35 protein-coding genes are annotated in these 24,946 nt (G+C 46.4%); 14 read left to right on the top strand and 21 right to left on the bottom strand.

Going from position 1 to position 24,946, the window contains the following annotated elements; all coding sequences use genetic code 11:
- Positions 1 to 100 precede the first annotated feature (100 nt).
- Complete coding sequence (locus tag H6A27_RS06015; protein ID WP_072544723.1) at positions 101 to 283, bottom strand: hypothetical protein; 183 nt, start codon at positions 281 to 283, stop codon at positions 101 to 103.
- A 17-nt stretch (positions 284 to 300) separates the two neighbouring features.
- Positions 301 to 786 carry a hypothetical protein gene (locus H6A27_RS06010; protein ID WP_072544959.1) on the bottom strand — a complete coding sequence of 162 codons (486 nt, stop codon included), beginning with the start codon at positions 784 to 786 and terminating at the stop codon, positions 301 to 303.
- An 87-nt stretch (positions 787 to 873) separates the two neighbouring features.
- Between H6A27_RS06010 and H6A27_RS06005 the strand changes: the two genes are divergently transcribed.
- Entirely contained in the window at positions 874 to 1,089 is a 216-nt protein-coding gene (locus H6A27_RS06005; protein ID WP_041583837.1) for a hypothetical protein, read from the top strand.
- A gap of 178 nt (positions 1,090 to 1,267) precedes the next feature.
- Here H6A27_RS06005 and H6A27_RS06000 read toward each other — a convergent pair whose 3' ends face one another.
- Complete coding sequence (locus H6A27_RS06000) at positions 1,268 to 1,849, bottom strand: hypothetical protein (RefSeq protein WP_087397933.1); 582 nt, start codon at positions 1,847 to 1,849, stop codon at positions 1,268 to 1,270.
- Positions 1,850 to 2,221: 372 nt separating this feature from the next.
- Between H6A27_RS06000 and H6A27_RS05995 the strand changes: the two genes are divergently transcribed.
- From H6A27_RS05995 to H6A27_RS05985, 3 genes are read left to right on the top strand one after another with little or no spacing between them, the layout of a single operon-like run.
- The gene (locus tag H6A27_RS05995; RefSeq protein ID WP_087397934.1) at positions 2,222 to 3,199 is read left to right on the top strand and encodes a hypothetical protein; all 978 of its coding nucleotides are present in this window, start codon (positions 2,222 to 2,224) and stop codon (positions 3,197 to 3,199) included.
- Positions 3,193 to 3,972 carry a hypothetical protein gene (locus H6A27_RS05990; RefSeq protein WP_087397935.1) on the top strand — a complete coding sequence of 260 codons (780 nt, stop codon included), beginning with the start codon at positions 3,193 to 3,195 and terminating at the stop codon, positions 3,970 to 3,972. Before H6A27_RS05995 ends, H6A27_RS05990 begins: the two co-directional genes overlap by 7 nt.
- A gap of 1 nt (position 3,973) precedes the next feature.
- Positions 3,974 to 4,747, top strand: a complete 774-nt coding sequence (locus tag H6A27_RS05985) for a metallophosphoesterase (RefSeq protein ID WP_087397936.1) — start codon at positions 3,974 to 3,976, stop codon at positions 4,745 to 4,747.
- A gap of 79 nt (positions 4,748 to 4,826) precedes the next feature.
- On the opposite strand, the gene H6A27_RS05980 is transcribed toward H6A27_RS05985, so the two are convergent.
- The 7 genes from H6A27_RS05980 to H6A27_RS05950 form a co-directional block, all read right to left on the bottom strand.
- Positions 4,827 to 6,290, bottom strand: coding sequence for an OmpA family protein (locus tag H6A27_RS05980; RefSeq protein WP_087397937.1), 1,464 nt, complete (start codon positions 6,288 to 6,290; stop codon positions 4,827 to 4,829).
- 52 nt (positions 6,291 to 6,342) lie between these two features.
- Entirely contained in the window at positions 6,343 to 7,794 is a 1,452-nt protein-coding gene (gene mobV, locus H6A27_RS05975; protein ID WP_087397938.1) for a MobV family relaxase, read from the bottom strand.
- A gap of 181 nt (positions 7,795 to 7,975) precedes the next feature.
- A complete protein-coding gene (locus H6A27_RS05970; protein WP_087397972.1) occupies positions 7,976 to 8,863 on the bottom strand; it encodes a hypothetical protein in 888 nt (295 codons plus the stop codon).
- A gap of 64 nt (positions 8,864 to 8,927) precedes the next feature.
- Positions 8,928 to 9,446, bottom strand: coding sequence for a hypothetical protein (locus H6A27_RS05965; protein ID WP_185150407.1), 519 nt, complete (start codon positions 9,444 to 9,446; stop codon positions 8,928 to 8,930).
- A complete protein-coding gene (locus H6A27_RS05960) occupies positions 9,443 to 9,838 on the bottom strand; it encodes a hypothetical protein (RefSeq protein WP_013616450.1) in 396 nt (131 codons plus the stop codon). Before H6A27_RS05960 ends, H6A27_RS05965 begins: the two co-directional genes overlap by 4 nt.
- Complete coding sequence (locus tag H6A27_RS05955) at positions 9,835 to 10,287, bottom strand: hypothetical protein (protein WP_072544728.1); 453 nt, start codon at positions 10,285 to 10,287, stop codon at positions 9,835 to 9,837. The genes H6A27_RS05960 and H6A27_RS05955 overlap by 4 nt, the downstream gene beginning before the upstream one ends.
- A gap of 17 nt (positions 10,288 to 10,304) precedes the next feature.
- Positions 10,305 to 11,354, bottom strand: a complete 1,050-nt coding sequence (locus tag H6A27_RS05950; RefSeq protein WP_087397939.1) for a hypothetical protein — start codon at positions 11,352 to 11,354, stop codon at positions 10,305 to 10,307.
- A 237-nt stretch (positions 11,355 to 11,591) separates the two neighbouring features.
- Between H6A27_RS05950 and H6A27_RS05945 the strand changes: the two genes are divergently transcribed.
- From H6A27_RS05945 to H6A27_RS05900, 10 genes are all read left to right on the top strand, one after another.
- Complete coding sequence (locus H6A27_RS05945) at positions 11,592 to 12,224, top strand: recombinase family protein (RefSeq protein WP_087397940.1); 633 nt, start codon at positions 11,592 to 11,594, stop codon at positions 12,222 to 12,224.
- 20 nt (positions 12,225 to 12,244) lie between these two features.
- A complete protein-coding gene (locus tag H6A27_RS05940) occupies positions 12,245 to 12,691 on the top strand; it encodes a hypothetical protein (protein ID WP_087397941.1) in 447 nt (148 codons plus the stop codon).
- On the top strand, positions 12,678 to 13,244 hold the full coding sequence (locus H6A27_RS05935; protein WP_087397942.1) for a YdeI/OmpD-associated family protein: 567 nt from the start codon (positions 12,678 to 12,680) through the stop codon (positions 13,242 to 13,244). The genes H6A27_RS05940 and H6A27_RS05935 overlap by 14 nt, the downstream gene beginning before the upstream one ends.
- 264 nt (positions 13,245 to 13,508) lie before the next feature.
- Positions 13,509 to 14,798: an MATE family efflux transporter gene (locus tag H6A27_RS05930; protein WP_087397943.1), complete on the top strand. Its 1,290-nt coding sequence runs from the start codon at positions 13,509 to 13,511 to the stop codon at positions 14,796 to 14,798.
- Positions 14,799 to 14,813: 15 nt separating this feature from the next.
- Positions 14,814 to 15,449, top strand: coding sequence for a CatB-related O-acetyltransferase (locus H6A27_RS05925; RefSeq protein WP_229057185.1), 636 nt, complete (start codon positions 14,814 to 14,816; stop codon positions 15,447 to 15,449).
- Positions 15,450 to 15,742: 293 nt separating this feature from the next.
- On the top strand, positions 15,743 to 16,399 hold the full coding sequence (locus tag H6A27_RS05920; RefSeq protein ID WP_087397973.1) for a ParA family protein: 657 nt from the start codon (positions 15,743 to 15,745) through the stop codon (positions 16,397 to 16,399).
- 5 nt (positions 16,400 to 16,404) lie between these two features.
- Entirely contained in the window at positions 16,405 to 16,767 is a 363-nt protein-coding gene (locus tag H6A27_RS05915; RefSeq protein ID WP_013616438.1) for a hypothetical protein, read from the top strand.
- Positions 16,768 to 16,971: 204 nt separating this feature from the next.
- The gene (locus tag H6A27_RS05910) at positions 16,972 to 18,483 is read left to right on the top strand and encodes a Y-family DNA polymerase (protein ID WP_087397945.1); all 1,512 of its coding nucleotides are present in this window, start codon (positions 16,972 to 16,974) and stop codon (positions 18,481 to 18,483) included.
- Positions 18,480 to 18,896: a hypothetical protein gene (locus H6A27_RS05905; RefSeq protein ID WP_013616435.1), complete on the top strand. Its 417-nt coding sequence runs from the start codon at positions 18,480 to 18,482 to the stop codon at positions 18,894 to 18,896. The genes H6A27_RS05910 and H6A27_RS05905 overlap by 4 nt, the downstream gene beginning before the upstream one ends.
- A 52-nt stretch (positions 18,897 to 18,948) precedes the next feature.
- Positions 18,949 to 19,371 carry a DUF2867 domain-containing protein gene (locus H6A27_RS05900; protein ID WP_013616434.1) on the top strand — a complete coding sequence of 141 codons (423 nt, stop codon included), beginning with the start codon at positions 18,949 to 18,951 and terminating at the stop codon, positions 19,369 to 19,371.
- A 72-nt stretch (positions 19,372 to 19,443) separates the two neighbouring features.
- On the opposite strand, the gene H6A27_RS05895 is transcribed toward H6A27_RS05900, so the two are convergent.
- The 11 genes from H6A27_RS05895 to H6A27_RS05845 form a co-directional block, all read right to left on the bottom strand.
- Positions 19,444 to 19,698, bottom strand: coding sequence for an LPD11 domain-containing protein (locus tag H6A27_RS05895; protein ID WP_013616433.1), 255 nt, complete (start codon positions 19,696 to 19,698; stop codon positions 19,444 to 19,446).
- Positions 19,699 to 19,721: 23 nt separating this feature from the next.
- Complete coding sequence (locus tag H6A27_RS05890; RefSeq protein ID WP_072544739.1) at positions 19,722 to 20,036, bottom strand: hypothetical protein; 315 nt, start codon at positions 20,034 to 20,036, stop codon at positions 19,722 to 19,724.
- A 12-nt stretch (positions 20,037 to 20,048) separates the two neighbouring features.
- Positions 20,049 to 20,444: a hypothetical protein gene (locus H6A27_RS15125; RefSeq protein WP_087397946.1), complete on the bottom strand. Its 396-nt coding sequence runs from the start codon at positions 20,442 to 20,444 to the stop codon at positions 20,049 to 20,051.
- A gap of 2 nt (positions 20,445 to 20,446) precedes the next feature.
- Positions 20,447 to 20,968 (bottom strand): hypothetical protein, encoded by a 522-nt coding sequence (locus tag H6A27_RS05880; protein ID WP_013616431.1) that lies wholly within the window; start codon positions 20,966 to 20,968, stop codon positions 20,447 to 20,449.
- A gap of 11 nt (positions 20,969 to 20,979) precedes the next feature.
- Complete coding sequence (locus H6A27_RS05875) at positions 20,980 to 21,294, bottom strand: hypothetical protein (RefSeq protein ID WP_087397947.1); 315 nt, start codon at positions 21,292 to 21,294, stop codon at positions 20,980 to 20,982.
- A 361-nt stretch (positions 21,295 to 21,655) separates the two neighbouring features.
- Positions 21,656 to 22,036 (bottom strand): single-stranded DNA-binding protein, encoded by a 381-nt coding sequence (locus H6A27_RS05870; protein WP_087397948.1) that lies wholly within the window; start codon positions 22,034 to 22,036, stop codon positions 21,656 to 21,658.
- A gap of 734 nt (positions 22,037 to 22,770) precedes the next feature.
- On the bottom strand, positions 22,771 to 23,028 hold the full coding sequence (locus H6A27_RS05865) for a hypothetical protein (protein ID WP_130054488.1): 258 nt from the start codon (positions 23,026 to 23,028) through the stop codon (positions 22,771 to 22,773).
- A gap of 15 nt (positions 23,029 to 23,043) precedes the next feature.
- A complete protein-coding gene (locus tag H6A27_RS05860) occupies positions 23,044 to 23,328 on the bottom strand; it encodes a hypothetical protein (protein WP_087397952.1) in 285 nt (94 codons plus the stop codon).
- Between the two features lie 10 nt (positions 23,329 to 23,338).
- Positions 23,339 to 23,668, bottom strand: coding sequence for a molybdenum ABC transporter ATP-binding protein (locus H6A27_RS05855; RefSeq protein ID WP_087397953.1), 330 nt, complete (start codon positions 23,666 to 23,668; stop codon positions 23,339 to 23,341).
- Positions 23,669 to 23,683: 15 nt separating this feature from the next.
- Positions 23,684 to 23,863, bottom strand: coding sequence for a ribonuclease P (locus H6A27_RS05850; RefSeq protein WP_087334759.1), 180 nt, complete (start codon positions 23,861 to 23,863; stop codon positions 23,684 to 23,686).
- Between the two features lie 10 nt (positions 23,864 to 23,873).
- Complete coding sequence (locus H6A27_RS05845) at positions 23,874 to 24,167, bottom strand: hypothetical protein (protein ID WP_087397954.1); 294 nt, start codon at positions 24,165 to 24,167, stop codon at positions 23,874 to 23,876.
- Between the last annotated feature and the right edge of the window lie 779 nt (positions 24,168 to 24,946).

Here is a 24,946-nt window from a genome sequence, read left to right as displayed (position 1 = left end):
CTATGGGCATGTTATAACAGGCTCGGCCAGTCCCGTTGTGAGGCAGCCACCACCGGCTGGGATACCTCCTCTGCCGATGATGGCTGTCTTGTCATTCAAATCATATCTTATTTACAATGTCCTCCAGATATTCAATCCGCCTATATACGGCGGATGCTTCAGGATAGCATTCCGTCAATTCCGCCCATTCGAGGGTCTTATGCAGTTCGTCAAAAGTCAGTCTCAATTCTGCAAGTCCCTCCCGTAATTTCCGTTTTAAATCAATTCTTTCCTGTTCGTTCATAATCTTTTAATTTAGAGTCAGAAATGATAATCAATGACGCCTCCGATGTAGAGCAGCGTGCCGGGTTCATACCCACAAACCTCGCGCATAAACTCGTAAGACTGTTCGGCATAGGATTGCGCACCCTCCGTATCCGTGTAAAACCAATAAGCTGTTTCAAGCGGGTTCTTCAAGTATTTTTCAAGCTGATAGACCGGGCCAATCCAATCCTGTACAGTGTCGGGAGTAACGGCTTCCACCTTGTTACGCAAACCTGCGACAAATTCTTCCTTCCACTTTTCCACCCCACCGATGTAGCGGATTGTATCTTCATCGACAAGCTCGAACATCCCTTTGGGCAGGATATGGTTTACCAATACGTCAATGTGGTACTTGCGCTCCTCCTCGTCAATTTTATCGCAATAGTCAAAATAACTGTTATCGCCCTGCATAAGCGTGTCCTCGTTCAGATAGCATTCCTTGTCCACCTTTGTCGTTGTGATTTGAAAAATTTTGCTGTGCATAATCTTGAAATTTAATTTGTTGAACATTCTTTTTTCTTCCCTTTTCTCGAAAGCCTTCTTCGGCTTCCTTGTCGGGAAAGATTTTACATGCAAGCGTCACAGCGGGAAAAGGGACGGAAAGACAAGCAGGACATGGAGGAATTTAGCGGAATACCCAAATCTGGGATTTGCGGAAGGCTGCCGCCAAATTCTGAACATGTCAGTATAGCGGTGCTTGACATCCGTACCAACGCTGTACTTTTGCATGAGAAAATCACTCCGGCGGGGAATGCCGGAAGTGGAGGAACAGACTATGACCCATGATAAAAGTGGACAGAAGTTGCGAAATAAAAAGGCAGGACGGAAGGGACATACAAAAGGTTGCAGTGCCTTTCAAGGCATCCGGCTAAAACAGGGAGCAGGAACTGGAAAAAGGATTGTGATGACATGAAAAATCCCCCGAACTGACTTGCAGCCCGGGAGATATGCCCCTTTACCCGAGTCAACTTATCACCTCAAACTCATGCAGGTAGCAGAAAGCATCTTCGCACTTCTCACTCCATTCTGCATCAAGAGCTTCGACATCCTTTGCCGACCTTATTGGTTTCCCAGTCTCTTTCTCAATCCACTTGAACGCATCTTCCTGATTCTCGAAGTATTCGCTGATGTACTCTTCTTCGGGCGTACAGGCATCAAAAAAATACCTGTCGGGGAAATAGACACCCGAACTGTCGTTCGTTTCATAAATTCCCATGCCCGGCTCTTCCGCCTGAAAATAATAGTAAAGTGACGGATATTTTTCCCTCACAAGGTCAAACACCTCATTGCAGGGAGACCATGCCGTCTCGGTGTATAATCTTATCACTTCGCCGTCCACTTCAAGGCTGCTCCACTCACCACGACAATATACATCGTTCCAATCCTTGCCCAAGGCATCCACAAGGCATCCCAGCCATGTAGTCCCGAAGCCGTTTTTCACTGAAGGTTTTTCCATGTCTTCCAGTCTTTTCATTAACTCATAGAGGCTCTTGATTTCTTTTGCGTCGCCCTCTATTACATACGCACTTGAACACCAATTAGGCATAACTCTTAAATTTAATCCGTTAAACTTTTTCTTTATCTTTCCCTTTTCTCGGAGCCTTACGGCTTCCGGTCGGGAATGATTTTCGTGCGTGAAAAGACTGCGGGTCAGGGGCAATAAGGCAAGTGGACGGCAAAGTAGCTGATGAAATACCCAAATCTGTGATTTGCGGAAAGCTGTCATCCGGTACGCAGGCCTGTCAGCATGGCGGTACTTGACATTCGCCCTCCGCAGTACCTTTGCACGGAAAAACAGGGCTGACAGGCAGCCGATGAGTACGAGAATGAGTAAAAAGATGGATATTATCTGTAAAAAAGATGCTATACCTTTGCCTATCAATATAAAATCACTATTTTTGCACAAAATCACATCAATATGATTATGTGCAATAACGATGAATTTATAAAATTGGTGACAGACTATGTTCTCTCCGTCTTGGATGAGAAAGTAACTCTTGTCCCATTAGAAAAATGCATATCCGATACTATTCCCATTGCAGTAACACAGAGCTTCAATCTTTATAAAGTTGAATTGCTCGGTCACGCTGTTGTATTTGCCTTAACTCATGATGGGAATGAAATATCTCCTGCACAGCTGAAACGGACATTTAATCTAATAGAGCATAAATGTGAATGCCCGGTCGTACTTGTTACAGACAACATAGCATCCTATAATGTGGGAAGACTGACCTCACAAAGGTCAAATTTCATCATTCCGAAAAAACAGATGTTCATTCCATCTCTGCTGATTGACCTTAAAAAGGCAAAAGCAACAGGAATAGATATAAAGGAGACCATACCTCCTATGGCACAGTGCTTACTACTTTACAATCTGGAAATAAAGTCCATTGATAGATGTGAGACAAAAGATTTGATGGAAATCTTTCAAGTCTCATACGCGACCATCAATCGTTCATTACGGTGGCTGAGCGAAAACGGTTTGGTTTCACTTGAAGGGAAAAAGACAAAAGAAGTAAGATTGATTTACTACGGAAAGGAACTATGGGAGAAAGCCATGCCTTTCCTCGTGTCTCCGGTTGAAAAAATTGCTTTTTCCGATTTCCTTCCGAGCGGAAGCCTGAAATGCGGTATAAATGCTCTATCAGAATATACACTAATCAATGAGGAAAATTCGGATATGTATGCCATCAACAGGACTGATATGCATCAGTCCGATATTCCAATCAATAAAGAATATGGATTATTCCGTATTGAAATCTGGAAATATGACCCGAAACTGTTGAGCCATACGGGAACAGTTGACAAACTGTCATTGTATTTGTCTCTCAAAGACAATGACGACGAGCGAGTTCAAATTGAATTAGATAATCTATTAAACGACATACAATGGTAAAAGGTATTGAGAAGTTCAAGGAGTTCTTCAAGGGATTTGAAGATTCCTATGTTATAATTGGAGGCACGGCATGTGAAATTCACGAGGAACTATATGCGCAGACTCCAAGGGCAACCAAAGACATAGACATCATTCTCGTAGTAGAAGCCCTGTCCCACGAATTTGTCTCCCGGTTTTGGGAACTGGTAAAAGCCGCAGGATATGAGCAGCGCAATATAGGAACAAGTGAAGGCAATCAGCATAAACACGAGTATTATCGGTTTATGAAACCGGCAAGTATGGAGTTTCCCTATCAGATAGAGCTTTTCTCACGCAATATAGGACTGTTGGACTTTCCGGAAGACGCCCACATAACCCCCATCCCGACAGATGATGATTTGTCAAGCCTTTCTGCCATACTTATGGATGATGGCTATTACAATTTCACGATAAAACACAGCTATGTTGAAGATGGTGTTCACATTGCAAATGTAGAGAGCCTTATCTGCCTGAAATGCAAAGCATTTCTTGAAATGTCCGATAGAAAGGCGAAAGGGGAACAAGTGGACAGCAAGCATATACAGAAACACAAAAAGGATGTGTTCAGGCTTGCAGCCATGCTTGCTCCTTCCGACAGTTTCGAGGATGTACCACAAACATTAAAAGATGATGTGTCACATTTCTGTGATGAAGTTAAGGACGAACTTCCCAACCAGGATTTCTTCAAATCGGCCGGTTTGCGAAACATTACCGGAGAGCAGATGTTGGAGCAACTGAAAACCAGCTTTTTGTAAAATGACTCGATTACAATACGCATCCGACCTTCATCTGGAATTTGCGGAGAATGCCAGTTATATCAAGCATAATCCGCTGAAAGTTGCAGGAGATATTCTTGTATTGGCAGGTGACATAGGGTATTTCGGAGATGAGAACTACAGCCGCCATCCGTTTTGGGATTGGGCTTCCGACAATTACAAGCAAGTAATTGTTGTTCCAGGAAATCATGAGTTTTACAAAATGTTCAATCTTGACTCTTTATATAACGGTTGGACATCAAGAATACGGACTAATGTCATTTGTTATTATAATGCTGTTATTCCTTTGTCCGAACATACTGAAATAATAGCGACCACACTATGGTCTCATATAGAACGGCAGGATGCATTCCGGACAGAACTGGCTATATCGGATTTCCGGCGTATCAAATGTGGGGACAACGATTCTCTTAACTGGACGCGCTTCAATATGGAGCACGACAAATGCTTTAGATTTCTCAAAGAAAGCATATTCAAAAGCAATAAGGAACATATCATTGTAGTTACGCACCATGTACCGTCACTTGAATTGCTTGCGCCAGAGTTCACGGGAAGTCCGTTAAACGGAGCTTTTACAGTCGATCTTACCGATTATATTACAAACAATCCTATAGATTATTGGATATACGGTCATTCACATCGTAATATTGATAAAATTATCGGCGGGACAAAATGTGTCACAAACCAACTCGGCTATGTATTCTATAATGAACATTTGGCCTTCAACCCAAACAAATTCATAGAAATATATTAGCGAAAATGAGAGCCGATCCGTCACGGACAGGCTCTCAAAAAATGAAAAAGTTGTTTTCACTTATGAACAAAAAGACTACTTATCTGAAATAAAGTTCTACTTTCGTGTGTCTGTTGGCTTCGTTCGGTACATAATACGATATGCCGCCCTCGTACATTCTGGTAATGCTTTCTGCCGATAAGCCACGCTTGATGAGTTCACCGGCAATGTAATCGGCTCTGGCTGTGCTCAACGCATTGTTGATGGAAGCTGTGCCGGTTGCGCTATCTGCCGCTCCCGCAACTTTCACAGACAGTCCATACTTCTTGGCTACATGAGCGAGCGCGTCAAGATTGACCTTTTGCAGAGAGTCCGTAAGGTGGGCGGTGTTAAGGTCAAAGAAGAAATAGACCGGAGAGCCTATACATTCGTCTCCATGCTGCATGAGGGCGAAATAACCGGCTGCGGAAACAGTGTCCGGGCGGTTGATTGCCGCATTCCGTTTTCCGGGCAGGCTGTCCGTTCCCACTTTGCAGATGCTGTCCGTATTCATGCCCTGAAGACTGTCTGTACCCGTTTCTGTTACAAGGGGCGAGTTGCCGTCCCAATGACGGTTCTTCAACCGGGCTCGGAGGGAGTTCAGTCCGCTGTAATTGTTTACGGGAAACCTCCTGTCATCGGCTTCCATGTCTTCAAACAGATGTCCGTAAGTGTCAAGCAGCCCTTCTATTTCGAGAATCTTCTTCAGCTCGTCCAAAGTCCTTCTTTCCTTGTCCAGCTTTCCGGCATATTGCCTGTTCCGTTCTGTCAGGGTGTTCGCATAGCCGGTCAGCCACTCGTTGCGCCTTTCATACGGGCGATGGTCAACAGCGCGTTTCCAGCCGACCTTGCCGATGCTGAAAGAGAATCCCGCCGTCAGCGAGAGCATGTGGTCTCCGAGACGGTTCGCTTTCCCGTATCCGTCGAAGTCCTGGAATGTGGTCGTCCCGGAAAGTTCCATCAGGACGCTTACTCTCCTGGATATGCGGTACTGGCCCTGTATGCCGTATGATATGGCAAGAGGGTTGTGTCCGTTGTCCGCATTGTGCAGCAGTCCGAGACCCGCATACGGGGAAAGCCCCCAGCGAACCTCGTCTTGTTTTGCATACCTGTTTCCGAGCAGATTCCACATCAGATCCGCATGGACATGATGATATTCCTGTGTGGACAGTTGACTGTCCTTGAAATGCAGCCCGCTGTAATTGACACGGACGCCGACCGACGGTGTGAACCATTTGCCCACACCTATAGTGTACGAAGGCTTGAGTCTCCCGAAAAGGTCTTCACAGCCGAGCGGCGTGCCGAGAAACGCCGATGCCCCTCCGGACAGGCTGACAAACCAGTTGCCGCTTTTGCGTGTCGGGACTACCACTCCGTCAAGATAAGAGGGCTGCATCGGACGTAGCATTTCAATGCCGTTACTGAAACTTTCATATCGGACAGTATCGCTGTCCGACGGTGCAGCATTCGCATGGTTGTGCAGCGAACAAAGTGCCGCAAAGAACAAAATGATATGTTTCGTCATAATCTGATACTTTATTGGTTGATTCTTTTGATTTATGGGTCAGGGATGCCGGTCAACGCTTGGGCTTCCTGCCGATTGCAGGCTTCATCATGCGACTTGCCATCCTCATGCAGCGGAGAGCCCATGCACGGTTGTCCTCGTCTTCGTCCCGTCCCCATTTGAGGTCGCTCTTGCTTCCGCCTCCGCCATGTGTTTCGGCAAAGGTGGTGGCATCATCGACCATGCCCAGGAATAGCAAGGTGGCGCAGTGCATGACCTCTTTCCCTTGTTCCGCTATGGACTGTACAAGAGTGCCGTCAAACATCTGCCGTTCCGGGCCGGTCATCCGTGCCGAAAGGTCACGGAACTCATTCACCATATTTTCCAGCATCGCATCCTTGAGCAGACTGTCCACTTTGGAATGGACATCACGGGAGTATTTGTAGGCTTCTTCCTTGAGATGTTCTGTCCTCTCCTGAATGGCATCCATGTTCTCTTTGAGGTCGGACAGCTGTCGGTCAGCCAGCTTCAGCTTATCCTGTTTGTCTGCCAGTTTAAGCTGGATATAGGCAAGCTCCTTTTTCAGCTTGTCCGTCTCAGCTGATATGGCAGCGGCATCGCCCTTGTGCTCTTTCAATTCGTCCTCAAGAACGGCGAGCCTTGCCTCTTTCTCCGCTTGCTTCTTCAAAAGATTTTCCACCATAGAGGTCAGACCCTTAACCCTGCGCTCTGCCAGCCGGATGTCCGATTGGAGATCCGAAAGGACTTCCTTGTGTCGGGCTATCTGTTCCTCAATGGTCGTACATTCCTCCGACAGCATACGACGGTATTCCTCGGTTGTTCTGTGACGAGCACCTGTTTCTGAGACACTGCTGCCTCTGGAAAGTCCCCACTTCCTGTTTACTTCTGCAAAGTCGCTGTGCAGTTGTTTCATTCTTGCGCTGTACTCGTATTTGTCCTTTCCGGCAAATATCTCCTTGTATGCAAACTTGCCGTCCCTAATTGGCAGAAGTGTACAATGTATATGGGGATTCTGTTCATCGAGATGCGCAACAAACGCCGCTATATTCTGTTCGCCATACTTGTCACAGATGAATCTATAGGCATCCTTTGCCCACTGTTCAATTTCCGGCTTTCTGACGATTCGGCTGTTATCCGCTCCTTGCTCGAAATCCACATCCTGCTTTCCAAAGGCAAGCTGCCGCATCAGTTCGCGGGAGCCGCCGAGGATAATGTTGACCACCGTCCTGTACTTGGGTTCCACCAGTCCTTCGTTCGGGTCCTTAATACCCCGCTGACGGAGACTGTCGGCCATCCTATCCGGAATACTCCGGCTTTTGTCCACAGGACGCACCTTGCCGTTTACTATCTCAAAGTTCAGATGTTCCCTTGTCGGGTCGTAGTTACCTTTCTTCATGGCATATTCCGCCGCCTTCTCACTGCGGTTACGCAGATGTTCGTTACTTTGGGCGGTGGTGATGCCTTTGGAGACCTGAACGTCGAGAACCTGTTTTGCATTTGTCATACTGCTTCTTCTGTTGCATTGGATAATCTTTCATGTCCCAGCTTGCTGCCTGCCTGGACATCTCTCCCAATGGCTCCTGTCATTGGGGTATTAGGCTCCCCATCCCTTTGTTTGGTGGCAGACGGGCAAGCCCGGATGCCTGCTATAAACGGCAGGACGGCTACGCCGGCTGAAGGACGGATTATCCGTGGTTATACAATGGGGTTCGACAGTCCGCACCTGCGGATTTCTCCAGGGCTTTCGCCGCAGCCGACAGGAACGGGTCGTGAAGGTCGTCAAGGAGCAGCTGACGGTCGTCGTCGTGGTCGATGTCCTTTTCTTTCCCTGAGTTCAGAATTTGCTCTGCAAGGGTCTTTGACAGGTCAATGAATGACGGCCAGCTTGCTCCCAGATCAAAACAGAAGTGTTGCATGAGCTTCATGCTTTCTTCCGGCTTCGACCGGCGCAACACTTTCCGCAGGGCAGCAAGGACGATGCACTCCACAGCGGCGGTGTGGATTTCCAGCACTCGCGCGTTCATTCTCTCCGGCAACTTCTGCAAGGTGACACGGCAGTCGTCTTCCGGCAGTTCATACTTGAGTCCGGCATCGGTGATGGCCTGGTGTACAATCTGACCACACGCAATACCGGCGTCATCGGAAGTGATGCTGCCGTTTATCCATTCGGACAGGATTCCGTTCAACTGTCGGACAATGCCTGCGGTTCCCTGTACAATATCGGGTACGGCATGGCTGCCATCATGCAGGTGCATGGTGAGGACCATGCTTTTCGGCAGTTTCGTCCTTTCCAGCTGTCCGAATGATTCCAGCGTATCCAGAAAGGAACGGACAGTGGCCCTGTGCCACCGCCATTCGGTTGCGAGGTCTGAAACGGTCACATGGCACTGCCTCGGCCTGAGCTCGAAATCCTGATTTCTTAAAAAAGGGGAAACAAAGCCTGCCAGTGACTTGTCCAACAGGTCGCAATAGGCTTCCGTCCTTGTCTTGCGTTCACCGACCTTTTCCTTGAGGAAGTCGAACAGACCGATACATGTCGATATGGTTGCGGTCATTTCTTCTTTATTCTTCATCTTCATTCTGTTTTTTGTGATTGACTATTGTGCGGATAAAATAAGGCCGCTTCTGTCCGCATTATCATGGCAGCCTCGCGTGATGATTGCAATGGTAGATGTCGGACATCTCATCCGGATGTTCCGACAGGTAAAGTCTCCTGTCCCGGTCCTCCCATTCGGCCAGAACTCTGCCGGAGGGATAGAACAGGGCTGCCAGAAGGATATATGAGACGGTAGCGGACAGGGTGAACAACTGCGGCACGATACATACAGCCAGTGCGAAGACGCCGCAGGCGACAAATGCCTTCGGACGGTCGAGCAGCTTGCGGAGCCATCTGTCCGTCCTCCTGGCGGAGAACATGGCGGCACATACGATGGCAGACAATACCGTGCCGAACTGTCCGGGATGTCCGGTCGTATAGACATAATGGAAAAGGAGCAACAGGACCACAAGCACCTGCGTGTAGAATTTGCGGGCCTGGGCATTGTCTGTCATGGCACGGTAGAATACTGCCATGAAGGAACGGCGGCTCCTGTACAACGCCATCGGCAGAATGACAAGCAGTACTATGAATACAAATTGTAATAGAAGGCTGGTCATAGGTAGGATGGCTTTGATGTCAAATGTATGGGCTGTTCAAGCAGCTCCAAACGTACAATGCCGTGTGTGGCCAACAGTATGATGGCTTCTGCATCTGGAGCCGTGAGATACATGGCGGCTTTCTTGATTCGCTGACGGAACTGCCTGTCCTGCTTGCGCAATGTGGCCAACGCCCTGTCCAAATCGTGTTCGGGAATGTTCCACACGGTGCCTTCGGCACAGCCTCCGTTCGGCTTGAATGCCCGTAGGACCAGCGTGCGGGAAACGAGGTAGTCTGTCCTGTCGCTCCTTGCGATGACGTGCTCCCTGTAAAGGCTGGCATCGGCCACCTCAATCCATGTCCTGTGTGCATTGATCCAGTACACCATCTGTCGGTACAATGTATTTCTCATATAAAATCCATCAATAAGTCTTCCTTGTTCCTCCTGTATTTCAATGTGCCACTTTTCGAATGCAGTTTGAGATCAAGGCAAAGGTCGCCGTACATCAGATCGAGCGAATCGTAAATAGTGGCGAAAACGCAGCTGACCCTGCCATCGGCATCGGTCTTAGCGTTCATCTTGAACATCTGCCCGAATGCGGGATTGGAGTACGCACAGGTACTGTGCCCGTACTGCTCCGTCGGCATCGGGATATGGTGGTACAGCGTAATCAGTTCCATGTCGTCCTCGAACATGTCCATTACCTCTTCCAACTCGTAGGTGTCGCGTAGAGGAAATGTAAGCAGTACATAGTCTCCGTAGAACTGCGGTTCCTCCATTGTCGTCACATCGAGAAGCTGCGGCAACTGCAACGGGACGAAAGAAAGGAAATCGTTCAGAAAATGTCGTAGCATATTCATGTCTGTTTGTGTTTCGTTCATAATGTCCGGATGTATATCCCCATCAGCGTGCCGGGCAGTTCCGCCAGTCCGTTATTGTCCGACTGCAGAACATCTCCCAGCCGGGTAAAAGCCGCAGGCGTCTGTTCCGCAATGTGGCGCAACTTCTCTTTTTCGTATCCGGAAAGCAAGGCCATACAAATGCCGTCCATCGAGATGTAGGGCTGCAGTATCATGCACGCATATCCGAATGCCTGCGCCTTGGATTTTACTTTGTCCTCGCGGATGTCATCAAGGCAGGCAACCGCATTCTGTATAATCCGGCGGTTGGTACGCATGGCCATGTATATCATCGCATCCCGGTAGGATATTTCCTTTTTCTCCGCAGCGAGGAAAACCAACGAACAGCACCGTTCCGTGTCTTTTGTCAAATCCGACACATCCTCTTCGGTCTGACCGTCAAGGTGCGCAAGAAAGGTGCGGAACATGACATCCTCGTCCCTGATGAATGTTTTCAAGTCGGTAAGATTATGTATTCCGCCCTGCAATGTCCCGGCAAGCAACCGGCGGTACGCTGAACGAATGCCGTTGCCATCAATGGCAAGGGGCGGAATACTGTCAAGAGAAACAAAAAAAGGCCTTATACTGTCTGCCGCGTCTGCCAGTTCTTTGTCGTCGCAATAGGGAGAAGTCCTTTCCTTGAGCACAAACACGTCCTGATAGGAACGCGGTGCTGACCCTGCCAGACGGGTGAACTCCGTGTGGAGAGAATCGTGAACCTCGTTGCATTTACCGTACAGGTCGGAATGGGGATTGCCGGAAGTGTTCTGTGTCGCATAGAAAAAGACGGAATCCTTGAGGGACTGCCACCGGTTGATACTAATTGCCAGCTCTTCCGTCGAGAGGCTGTCCATGTTTCTGATTTCACTTAGGAACTTTCCGTATGTTCCGGCAGGATCTTCTTTCATTGACGATTCGGCACTGCCATTTCCGTTACTACAAGATACGGACAGGAACATGGCTACCGATGCGGCAACCAACCCGGCCAAAAGAGACCTTGATTTTGAATATGATTTTGTATCTATCATCTTGCAATTTCAGACTAAAAACGACACAAAACTATACAATATTTGCCATAAAACGCGATATAAAACCGCATTTTGATAATTATTTTTATTCATATTCAACAATATGATTTCCAATGAAAACAAGTGAAAGAAAAAGTAAGTTCAGAATACGATTTTTAGAATAAATATGTCGGAGTATGATTTCAGACAAACAAAAAACATTATCTTTGCATCGGTTATTATTTTCAGCATAAGACAATGGCAAAAGTTGGATACATATTCAAGGCTAATCACTATGACTCATACGAGGCCGATAAGGAATGGATGTTGAAATTCGGCTGTGTACAGGTGATTGAGGAAGAGACAGACCATGAACTGATGCGTCCGCAATGGAAACAGCTCATGAATGCCCTTGACCGGGGCGACGAGCTTGTGGTATCGAAGTTCAGTAACGCGGTTCGTGGGGTGCGGGAACTTGCCGTCTGCATAGAGATGTGCAGGATCAAGGTCGTGCGTCTGATTTCCATCCATGACCGAATTGACAGCCGTAATGAACTGTTCAAGGAAACTACGGCAGCGGAGGTTCTTGAAATGATTGGAGCCCTTCCGGAAGAAATAGCCGCATTGCGGAAATCTTCCAGCCATATCATGCTGCTCCAAAAGAACATCAAATCTCCGGCCAAGACGGTGAAGACTTTATCCCGGACTGAACGGGAAAGAACCATCGTAGATATGTACAATGCCGGTTATTCTATGGACGACATTGCCAATGTCAGCGGATTCAGCAGCAGAAGTTCGATATTTCGCATTCTTAACAAATACAACGTCGATTTGAACAGAGGCCGGACCAAAGGGCCGAGACGGAAAAAGGGGACAGAAGATGCAGGGTGAGTAATATAATACCAAATTATATGGAATTATCCGATTGGTTCAAAGGATTTGAGAAAGGCATCGCCAAACTGACGGAAGGGCAAAGGGAAACGTTCTTCCATGAGTGTGGTAAAAACTGTGTACAATGTGGCACGCTTCAAATTTATAAAGACTTGTATGAACAGGCGGCTGGAGACCTTGACCTGTTTTTCTCTAAAGCCAATAAATTGCCCGGTGTAAGATGCGAAACGATAGAGAAAGGTTCTGTTTATAACCTGTATTTTCTGGAATGTACCTGCGGCCTGCACAATCAAGGCTATGTTTCTACACCTATGCTCTGTGAATGCTCCCGGCAAAGCATTCTTTACGTCCTGCATTCATTATGGAAAGACAAGGCATTTCGGGTAACTATTTGCGAATCCATATTACAGGGAGGCCAACATTGCAAAATGCAAATTGAAGCAATAAACGACAATGGAAATTCATAATTTATTGGATGCCAAATCAAGAACAGAGCTGCGTGAATGGCTAATACAGAACCATAAAACGGAAAAAGAATGCTGGGTAGTCGTGAAACGTGGCAGACCTACAGATGACAATACTTTCTGGTATATTGATGCTGTAGAAGAAGCCCTATGCTTCGGCTGGATTGACAGCACAACTAAGAAAATATCAGATGATGTAACAGCCCAGAAACTTTGTCCCAGAAAACCGAAGAGCAATTGGTCCGAGCTTAACAAGGAAAGATGCCGTAGAATGGAGCGGTTAGGATTGATGACTGATGCCGGAAGAGCCGTTTTACCGGATATGTCGCCTGATGGTTTCATCATAGACGAGGAAATATTACAAAGGCTACAATCCGATCCGGTAGTGTGGAATAACTTCTGCCAATTTCCTGACTTATATAAGCGAATCAGAATTGATACTATCCAAATCAAGAAGAATCAACCCGAACTTTTTGAAAGTCGCCTGAACAAATTCATAGAAAATACCCGAAAAGGACTTCTCTACGGAGAATGGAATGATAACGGAAGATTATAAAAATACAGAAATGTATCGAACCATTTCTATTTTTACTACCTTTGTATTTGGATATTAAAAACAAAGATTGTTCAACCCGTATGAAATGGCAAGTGTGCATATAGCTGCGCTTAACGGATAGCATTTTGTCATAGCTATTCAGTAACGGACAGACTGATAACAGGTTTGTCCTATCTTGTTTTGCCATTATTCCAAATTCATAATTATGCGATGTATCATGCCGCCTTGTGCAGCAGGACTTGCCGCATCCTATCAAGTTGAACAATGAACTATACATATAAGCATATTTGGCTCATTAACTTTCCTGTAATGATGAGTATCCTTATCGAACAACTTATCAATATTACCGATGCCATTTTCTTAGGGCATGTGGGAGAAATAGAATTGGGGGCATCCGCCCTTGCCGGGATTTGGTATCTGGCTATCTATATGCTCGGCTTTGGTTTCAGTTTGGGTTTACAGGTTGTTATTGCACGGCGCAACGGCGAGCGGCATTATTCCGAAACAGGAAAAACATTCTTTCAAGGATTGTTTTTCCTGTCGGGACTTGCTGTCTTTTTATGTCTGTTTTCCAAACTGCTTTCTCCGATTATTCTAAGTAGGCTGATTACTTCTGCGGAAGTCTATCATGCCGTGATTGATTATTTGGACGGGCGAATTTGGGGACTGTTGTTCTCTTTTCCGTTCCTTGCCTTGCGCTCTTTCTTGGTCGGCATTACCCGTACAAAAGCCTTGAACATGGCGGCTCTGACAGCCGTATTGGTAAATATTCCGGGCAACTGGCTGCTCATATTTCATTGGGACATGGGGATAGCAGGTGCAGCCATCGCGTCATCTTTTGCCGAAGCGTGTTCGCTGGCGGTACTGGCAATTCACGCTTTACGTAAAATGGATAAACGGTTTTATGGCTTGTCTTGGAGCTTTGACAAAGCTGTATTGCTACATGTCTGCCGGGTGTCCGTTTGGAGCATGTTCCATTCGTTTATCGGAGTGGCCTCGTGGCTTGCTTTCTTCGTAGCTGTCGAGCATTTGGGAGAAATGGAACTGGCAGCTACCAATGTCATACGCAGTGTCTCGACGGTGTTCTTTGTCATCGTCAATTCGCTGGCGGCTACTACCGGTTCGCTGGTAAGCAATTTGTTGGGAGCCGGACAAAAGAGACAGGTCATCCCGCTATGTAACTGTGTTGTCCGTTTGGGATATGCCATCGGCTTTCCGCTGGTCATCCTTGCCGTGATTTTCTATCGTCCGATTATCGGTATTTATACGGAAAGCACAGCTCTGATGCAGATTGCCCATTTGCCGTTTGTGGTCATGTTGCTGAACTACATCTTTGCCTTGCCCGGCTATGTCTATATGAACAGCGTAACAGGTACGGGGGCGACACGCATGACGTTTATCTTCCAACTGATAACTATCGTGGCTTATCAAATTTATTTGTGGAGCATAAGCTGTTTCAGCACGTCATTGTCCGTTTATTGGACAGCAGAATATCTGTATGTGATATTACTCGGCTTGCTTTCTGTCATTTATCTGAAATATAAACACTATTAAAAACAGAACGTCATAATGAAAAAGATATATCCACGCGCAGGCGACACGCAGACCGTGTACCTGAATGCCGTCGTGAAAGACCCGTCTATCGAGGTGGGAGACTATACCATCTATAATGATTTTGTGTCCGACCCGTTGCTTTTCGAGCAAAATAATGTGCTTTACCATTACCCTATCAACCACGAGCGGCTGATAATCGGCAAGTTCTGTTCCATTGCCTGCGGCGCGAAATTCCTGTTCAACTGTGCCAACCATACCTTAAAATCCCTATCCACTTACACCTTCCCGCTCTTTTATGAAGACTGGGATTTGGAGAAATCGGACGTGGCAACGGCTTGGGACAACAAAGGTGACATCGTGATAGGCAACGATGTGTGGATAGGCTATGAAGCGGTGATTATGGCTGGTGTTCACATCGGCAATGGGGCAATCATAGCCGCCCGTGCCGTTGTTACGAAAGACGTGCCGCCCTATACGATAGTCGGCGGTGTTCCTGCCCGACCGATAAGGAAGCGTTTCGATGAAGAAGTGATACAGGAACTTGAAACGCTGCAATGGTGGAATTGGTCTGCCGAGAAGATACGGAGATGCTTGGCTTATATCGGGAATGGTGATGTGAACGGATTGCTTCAAATGCAAGGTGGTAAGTAGGAGCTGAATTACTACAACCTTGTTGAAAAGCCTTCAGACGGAAATGACTTCTATCGTGTGATTATATAATTATATATAAAATGAATTCAATCACCTTATATTCATTCTTGTACAATTTCACTATATGACATTCTTCATATTTGATATACAAATAGATACGAAATAGATGCAACTATATAATTATATAAATATATAAAATCATAAATATATAATTATTAACTGTTTTTCCTTTGCTGTGAGCCGATAATTTTGTATCTTTGTAGGTGAATTATATAGCATAAATTCGCATGGACATGAAAAACAAGATTGTCATATTCAGCAACATCAAAGGAGGCGTTGGCAAGACGACCCTCTGTGCCTTGTTCGCAAATCATCTTATAGAGCATGGCTTCCCCTCATTTGTGATAGATGCAGACCTTCAGGCATCGCTGTTCCGTCACCGCCAACGTGAAAAGGACGCCGCACCGGACGCGCAGATTCCGTGGAACGTGGAGATGCTTGACACGTCCGACCATAAGCGGCTCGTGCAGGTAATGGGCAAACTGAAAGAAGTGCCGGGTATCGTACTGATAGACTGTCCGGGAAACCTGAACGACCGCAACCTGGCATACATCTACCAATCAGCGGATACGGCAATAGTACCCATATCTTTCGACGCGGACACTGTGGACGCCACAGGCATATTCGTCAAGGCTTTGAAGTCTGTGTCATCAGCCGGCCTGATTTTCATCCCCAACCGAATCAACGCGGCCGAGAGGAAGGCGGAAGAGATACGGCAACGGGAACAGACCATCGGGTATCTCGGGCTGATCGGCACCGTTACACCGATGGTGAGGCAGAGCGTGGCCATAAAGAGATATTCCACGCTGTACCCATTGGAGAAAAACCAGACGGAACTGCTTGAACCGGCTTTCAATAAAATCATCGAGGAACTTGATCTTAAAAAATAAAGGCTATGGCAAAGAACAGCAGACCGGAAATAGACAACCCGCTTGCGAACATGGGACTGGACGACATCGTGCGGGGCATAACGACACCAGGCAAGGATAAAGAACCCGTCGTGGATGCGAACGGCGACCCTGCCGCAGAAAGGGAGACAAAACGCCGCAAGAGAGGCAAGAAAGCCTTTGAGGAAAACCTCGCAAAATATACCGGCATAAGCGAGCAGGGATTTGCCATCTGGCTTCCCAAAGAGGTAAAGAAACGGCTTGAACTAATCCGCCTCAATGCACACCGTAATATTCCTTTGAGGTCGCTTGCAGCCGCAATAATAATGACTTACATTGAGGAGAATGAGGAGAGCCTCAATGAGTTATAGAATTGATATTGTTATAATATATAATTATATAAAATCATAATTATATAAGTGCATAATTATATGGTTATATAAAAAGAGAAGAGTATGGAAATTCTGGTGATTATAGCCGTGTTCTGGGTAGTAGGCAAAATCCTTAAAGGGCTGTGGGGCGGATTCAGGAAGTCTGATTACCGGAGAGACCGATAACCCGTTGGCAAGACAGACATGCAGGACACAGGCAGGACATACATAGCTATTGACCTGAAGTCGTTCTACGCCTCGGTCGAGTGTGTGGAACGTGGGCTTGACCCGCTCACGACCAATCTCGTCGTGGCCGACAGGAGCCGGACGGAAAAGACCATCTGCCTTGCCGTCAGTCCTTCGCTAAAAGCATACGGCATTCCCGGCCGGGCCCGGCTGTTCGAGGTTGAGCAGAAATTAAGGGAAGTCAATGCCGGGCGCAGAAGAAACTCAAGGGGATACAGGCTGACAGGAAAATCTGTGTCGGACATTGATCTGAAAGCTCATCCGGACTGGGAGGTGGACTATATCGCCGCTACGCCCCGCATGGCTTATTACATCGAGCACAGCACGCGCATCTACAAGATATATCTCAACTATATTGCCCCGGAGGACATCCATGTATATTCAATAGACGAAGTGTTCATGGACGTAACGGATTATCTGTCCACCTACGGAGTCACGGCACACGAATTGGCAAGAAGAATGATCGGCGATGTACTGCGGCAGACTGGCATCACGGCAACCGCAGGGATTGGCACCAATCTGTACCTCTGCAAAGTAGCAATGGACATCGAGGCCAAGCATATCCCAGCGGACAAGGACGGTGTGCGCATAGCGGAACTGGATGAGATGACATACCGCAGGAAGCTGTGGACGCACCGACCGCTGACGGATTTCTGGCGTGTGGGAAAAGGCATAGCCAGCAAACTGGAGCAATACGGCATCTACACGATGGGAGACATCGCAAGGCAGTCCGTCAGGAACGAGGAGGTGCTGTATCAGCTGTTTGGCGTCAATGCAGAGCTGCTGATAGACCATGCCTGGGGATGGGAGCCTTGCACGATGGAATTTATAAAAGCCTATAAGCCGGCAACGAACTCGTTCAGCAGCGGGCAGGTGCTCCAGGAGCCATACACGGTACGGAAAGCCCGTGTGGTAGTCCGGGAAATGGCGGAAAGCGCCGCTCTCGACCTGCTTGACAAAAGGATGGTTACAGACCAGCTCGTGCTGACCATCGGCTATGATACAGCCAGTCTGTCCAATGAAGATGCACGGACAACATATAAGGGTGAAGTAACGACCGACTACTATGGCCGGAAAGTCCCGAAGCACGCACATGGCACGGCCAACCTTGAAAGCCCGACATCATCCGCCCGGCTCATATCAGAAGCCGTCATGGAACTTTTCGACCGGATTGTCAATCCCAAGCTGCTGGTGAGACGCATCAACCTGACCACGAACCATGTCGTCGATGAAGAAACGGCAGCCAAGAATCCGTCTCCGGTGCAGTATGACCTGTTCACAGACTATGAAGCGCTGGAAAGGAAACAGAGGGAAGAAAAGGAAAGGCTTGCCAAGGAGCGCCAAATACAGACGGCCATTCTGAACATCAAGAAACAGTTCGGTAAGAACGCCATTCTGAAAGGACTGAATTATGAAGAGGGCGCCACTGCCAAGGAACGTAATGAACAGATAGGAGGGCACAAAGCATGAATCACCCATACGACGACATCATCAACCTGCCGCACCATGTTTCCGAAAGACATCCGCAGATGTCCATGTATAACCGTGCTGCCCAGTTTGCTCCCTTTGCCGCATTGACCGGACATGATTCGGCCATCACAGAGGCCGCAAGGCTGACGGAGGCGGAAGAGGAACTGTCCGAAAGTGATGCTGAAGTGCTGAACAGGAAGCTGGCTTATCTGCAATCATTGGATGAAAAGCCGACTATTAGTGTTACTTATTTTGTGCCTGATGATAAGAAAGAGGGTGGAAGTTATCATACGGCGACCGGGATTGTCAAGAGTGTAGAGCCGGACAAAGGGGTTCTACAGTTCGAGGATGGCACGGGTATTCCTGTCATCCGTATTAAAGACATTGATGGGGAATGTTTTTTGACCGAATAGAAAATGTATTGTCAAATTATAAACGTGCAATGTTGCAATAAAAAACAGTAAAATGGATTACATAGACAAATATTCGATAAGTGTATGTACGAAAAAGCAGATTACGGCACAGGAGGTGTACGACATGATTTTCTCCGACTATCCTCCTCTTGTAAGGTTGCTTTTCAATATCCGGAATAAAATTGTAAAAAGGTTCGGGCTGAAAGCCAGTAACGGCTTTAACGACCTTATAACGGAAAACTCCACCAATCACATACAAATTGAAAAAGACGACAGGCATCTATTTCTTGAAATCAAGATTGAGTGTGGCGAGCTGGTAAAATCGGAGCAGGCAATCAGTATCTGCACATCCGTTAAATTTCACAATGCTTTGGGACGGATATACTTCTTTTTCATAAAACCTTTTCATAAATTATTATGCCGCATGGCATTGAATAAAATAAAAATGTCAGAAGTGAATGTCGGTGGCCGATAAAAAAGGAGTTGGGATAGACCTCAGCAAATGCCGCAGCCGCCACCATCAGGACGGCTGCAGCTACTTTTCGCATCAGGCGACAGGCTCAAGCATTCTCTTTTGATAGTCGATAATTTCATCCATTGTCAGCCATTGCGGTTTCTCATCCTCCTTGAAACTGTCATGCAACAGTATCATGTACTCGATTTGTCGCTGTTCATCGCCAGCCCACAGGCGTTTTGGATTCCTGTTGCCATAGTTCAGATAATACTCGCAATCTGACTGCATTCGGGACAGGAGCATATAGCGAAACTTCTTGTCATGCTGTAAAACTTCTTCTTTTGTCATATCTTTTCTATTTTAATATCTGTTTAATCCGTTACTTCAAAAAAATAATTCAACTCGTCATCTTTCAGATTTTCGACCGCGTATAGGTCTGCCTGCTTCCATAGGTCATTGTAAAGTGCTGCGACTTCGGGGTGGCTCTTGTGATGCTGCCAAATCTTGTGATTGAGAACCAATACCAATTCGGTCAGAAACTTGTAGTTCTCATTCCACTCCTTGAAAGCACGGTTGTATGTGTCCCGGATAGCCGAAAGCCCAAACCGGTCGGCTATTGTGAAATCTTCCCAAAAGGTTGTCTGTACCGTGTAGCCGTTCTCGCTCATAAATTCTCTGAATGTCATAATGCTTCAATTTTAAGTTTGATTTTTTTCCCTCTGATACAATCCTGTACCGGAAGGCTGTTTATTTTTCTGCCCGAGGATTGGCGACCAGTCCAAGAACAAGGATGCTGCGAAAAATACGCTCGCCAGCGGAGACGGTGAGGAAGATTTTTCGCCAGCAAACAAGGAGGTCCTTGAGCGGACTGACAGGCGGCAATCGAAATTTGCAGAAACAATAGACGGCTTACGGTCCGGATTATAGAGGTAGGTGTACAGAGAATAATAGAAAAGGGAAAGATATATAAAGGTTAGTCCGGATGAGTCAGAACAGGTTGCCCGGCCCGCAAAAGGGTCTTTCATGCAGAATGAAAGGAATATGCCGCAACACATCCCATAGACGGCTGCGGCATTCATTGCCATGTTTGTCATTCTCACGCGGACTTTTTACGGTTTCTGGTCTTCCAGCCGTAAACATCGGCGACATACGGATAGAGGGAGCGGGTTCTCCGGCGAAAGCCTTCCTCGTCGATTTCCCCACTGTAGATTTTGGCGGCAATGCGTTCCGCTTCGTCCCTGTCTTTGGCTATACGGTACAAAACATAGTTTGTTCCGTCATGGTGAATCATGCGCCCCCGAATGTTGTAACCATCACCGTACCACTCGGCTTCATCACATTGGGAGTGCAATATGTCGGCGATATTGCTGCCCAGTATTTGGTAGCCTTGCCTCCGGCCATACCACAGCCCTAAATCGGCAAACACCATGATAACGCCGTCAATGTGCTTGTTCAAGTTATGCCGTTCGTCATCCAAATAGCCGTACACCTCGTCCGCCCATTCTTCTTCACTGACAATGTAAGTGTTGTCATCTTGCACCTCACGCTGAAATTCCTGGTATCTTTCTCTTGCATTATCATCCAACCTGTCCTCGCTCGACCAAATAATCTGTTTCATGTCTTTTAATTTTATAAGTTAATATTCTTCCTGTGCGGCTCAATTTTAACGAAGTCCCTATAGACACATTCGTGCTCTTTCCGGCAAAGTAAGCCGTTGGGTAGAATGTCATTGCCGTATACACAAACATGCACCGCTATTCTACTCTCTGTGTCAAGTAGTTGACAAAACTCTTTCCAGTGTTCAAATTGCGCTTTCGCCATTTCGACCAGAGTCTTTTTCCCTATATTGCCGACCCCATTTTCTTCCAACTGACACAGAACTTCTGCGTTTTCATTGTCGATGATTGCTTTTACCCATCCTTTGAAGCTGTAAATTGTCTCCATTTGATATGATTTTAATTGTTTGTTTTTCTTCCCTCTCTTCGGAGGTTTCGCCTCGTCCGACGGGATTTGATTTTATGTGCAGGATACAAGCCGGAAAGGAGGGAACAAGGCAAGGAGGAAGCGGACAGTCCATGACGATTGCATTTGTGTTCAAGAAGTATTGACGAGCTTGCGAGTTGATGGTTGTTAACCACAAATGTAGCCGCGCCTTGACGGTTCCAGCCCGGCTTAACTTTGCACAGGAAAATCAATGGACGGCGGGACCGGCATGGATGCAGTATAAAAGGAACAGGCTCGAAGAGAATAACAATGAGCATAAGAAAAGCGACCCGAAGGCCGCTTTTGACCGGGAAGCAGGAGGTTATTTTTTGCCCCGTTTCGGTTTCGCTGCCGGTTCCGCAGGAGCTTCCTCCTTTTCCGCTGCCGGGTAGAACTTGACAGCTACCATCGTGATGCTATTATGCTCGATGCCGTCTTTGTCTGTCCATCTTTCGGGCTTGAAATAGCCCTCCACGGTAAGCAAGGTACCTTTGGCCAGGTAGTCGAAAGACCCTTTGTTCTCGTTTTTGCGCCACGCTTCAAAATTCAGGAAAGCGGATATCCGGCTGGTCTGATCACCGGACTTCTCCTGACGGCCTACGGCCAGGGAGAAACGTGCTACACTTGCGCTGGTGAAACTGCGGATTTCAGCGTCCTTACCTACGAAACCTGTCACTGTGAATGTGTTCTCAATCTTTTTCATAATTCAATGCTTTTAGAAGTTAAACAAATCAATTTTACGATGCCCCAAAAAGTAGGTGCCGCAAAGGGATGCACCAAGGACTGCCAGCAAATACTCTTTATTTTTGGTCTCCCAAAACCGCAGGCCCGATAAAGGAAGATTTGTACAGCTGTGCATTGGTCAAGGCTTGTCAAGCCGCTCCCGACCGCATACTATCTTTGCGGCGGAAAATGATTGTGACTTCGGCCAAAAGCAGTAGTGAAAAAGTAGAACACGAAGCGACGGGCTTCGGAAGGACGTGTCCGCAAGACACAAGCAGGCACACTCTCCCCGTAGTGCCGGCATGAAGTCGGCAGGCCAGCCACACCCTTGACATTGAAGCGGCAAAAAGGAGCCAATGGCAGGCCAAAAAGCCCTGCGTGGAGGGTCATGACCGGAAGTTCGACAGCCGGCTTTGCGTAAAGCAGCCGGCAGGCGTCTGTTCCGGCTGCAATGGGAAGCAGGAGGCAGGCAGGAAAGCGGGCAGGAATACCCCCCCTGCGGGCAAAAGCATGAGGGTCGCTCCGCAGCGAATGGAATGTGCTATAAAAGGGTGTGGTGCAGCCAAAAGAAAATAAAAAAGGAATCCCTGCCCCCGGAAAATAGCCATGATAAAAAGTATCGAAGGTACATATTCTCAATACGCCGTATTGAGAATATGACCTTGAATAATCCAGAAAATGCAATCCATCCTTACCTATACATATACAGCAAGGTCAGAAACGGGCAATCATGATGCGATGCTCGAAGACCTTGTTTTTATCGCTCGGTTTCCTCTGGCATATCCAAAGATGATGTGCCCCAAAGCCGTATGTGAAATACTCGTCAAACCTGGTCTTTTTCTTTAGACGTTCCATACTTGTGCGAAGTTCAGCTTCATTACACGAAAAGAGAATCGTGTTCATAATTATAAAATACAGGTTTATCACTTCGTCGCAATAGGGGCAGAAGATATGTTCTATCGTTATATTCATGGCTATTTATTTTGATTAAGACTTTTCAGGAGCATTGTTTATAATAGCTTTTCCTTTAGAATTATATACCTCGATTGTCGGACAGCCGCCATTTTCGTCCGGGAACATACATTCCGATGTGTCGGCCAACGCACGCCATTCGTCGTAACACAAACGGCTGTCAATGATATTAGAAACATCCTCACACTTCCATGAACGGACAATGGCTTCCGCATCTTTGTAGCTTGCCGCTTCCACCGTGAAATAATCACGTTCCCAACTTGTAACCTTACGGTCTTGATAAAATTGATATTTTCCCATTATTCCTGTCTTATTTTAATTCTACAATAGTTTCAATTCTGCCGTAAAGAGCTGAGCGCAAAGCTGTTTTATCGACGGCATAACACTCGAAAATATGGCCGTATTGTTTGACGAAATATCGTTTGAGCACATCAGAGAAGTTAAAGTAATAACCCCTTAATGCGATACCTCTATTGAAATAGGTTCCATTTCTTACTTCTCGTGTAATCCAATTCTTATCTTCACGGCTCAACTTGCCGCCATTATTGAGGCTCTCACGAAGTTTGTACGCACGACTGTTCTGCAATGTCTCCAGTGCAGGCACTTCCCACTGGACAAATTTTTTTGCTATCGGTGTCATAAGTATATTTTTAGGTTATTCATAAATGATTACTTCATCCCGGTACTCGGATATTTCTTTGCCACTGGTCAGGGAGACAATGATTCTATCACCATAATCGCCGACAACAGTTCCCTCCGTATAACCCTTGTACGGGTTAAGCAAGGTACAGCTCTTACCTATGATGTCGGACTGTTCTTCATTATTCTCGTACATAAGACTGTCTTTACTTGATTTTCCATTCATCGTTTGAAAATGTCCTAAAACTCACATACTCATTTGAAAGCTCATAAGAATGTATGCTAATGTAAATTTGCTTTGGAGCTTCCAATAAAGAAATAAGTTCATTCATCTCTTTTTCCGGACACTCCCATTTGGAGTAAAACTCGCTCTCGACACATTGTCCATGTCTCGCAATGTAGTTATCACAGAAATTCTCTTCTATGAACTGTTCAATCGTAATAAGGTCTTTTTCGTTCTCCGTCTGTGCGAAGAAATTGTTTGTTGCGTAATTTGCCATAATCTCAATATTTTAAGTTTTTTGTCTTCCCTCTGGTAGCATCCGCTACTTTCGGGCTTGATAAAATTTTGGCGCAACAAAAGGTGTCATGGAACATTCCGGCAAGGTTTCGCAGCAAAATACAACCTCAGTGAAACCGAGGTGGAGATTTTGGTAAGAATCGGCAGACTTGACCTTGTGAACAATGTGGCATGACATATACCTTCGCGACATAATTCTTATCAGGAAGGCCGAAAGTCGGTGTGCGGAGTATCGGAAGATGCTTCCCGTATAAAAGAGGGGTGCAGCGAAAAAATAAAAAGGGAAAAGAGAGTTTATTTCTTTTGGCTGCAAAAATCGTTTAGTTTAGAACTTGATAAGATATACAAAAACCAAACTAAACTTCTATTTTTTTCAATCAGATTTAAGTTTTGTCCCCAGGGACAAAATTAGTAATGAACGGGGGACAAAATTGCTTTAAGTAATATCAGAGATTTTTAACTTTACAAAAAAAATCAGTTGAATCAAACAGGACTGAAGAGCCAATTTCAATGTCTATACTTGTTCTTTTTTGCATTTTTTACCCCAATTTTTGTCCCCAGTTTGTCCCTTAACAAACACATATACATATATAAATCGTTGATATAAAATAAATTATTAAAATATAGCACTTTCTGCGTGGGAAAGTAACATTTTGTATTGTGAAATCGTGACAATTTCAAAGGGCTTCAAATTTTCACGCTCCCGATACTGTGAGACATGGAAAATAAGACAAGTAAATGGCTGCAGATTTGTATGGA

Source organism: Bacteroides caecigallinarum, assembly GCF_016902295.1.
In the GTDB taxonomy this organism is placed as follows: Bacteria; Bacteroidota; Bacteroidia; order Bacteroidales; family Bacteroidaceae; genus Phocaeicola; species Phocaeicola caecigallinarum_A.
Note: the sequence above shows the minus strand (reverse complement) of the source record. Positions and strands in the feature narration are given on the sequence as shown.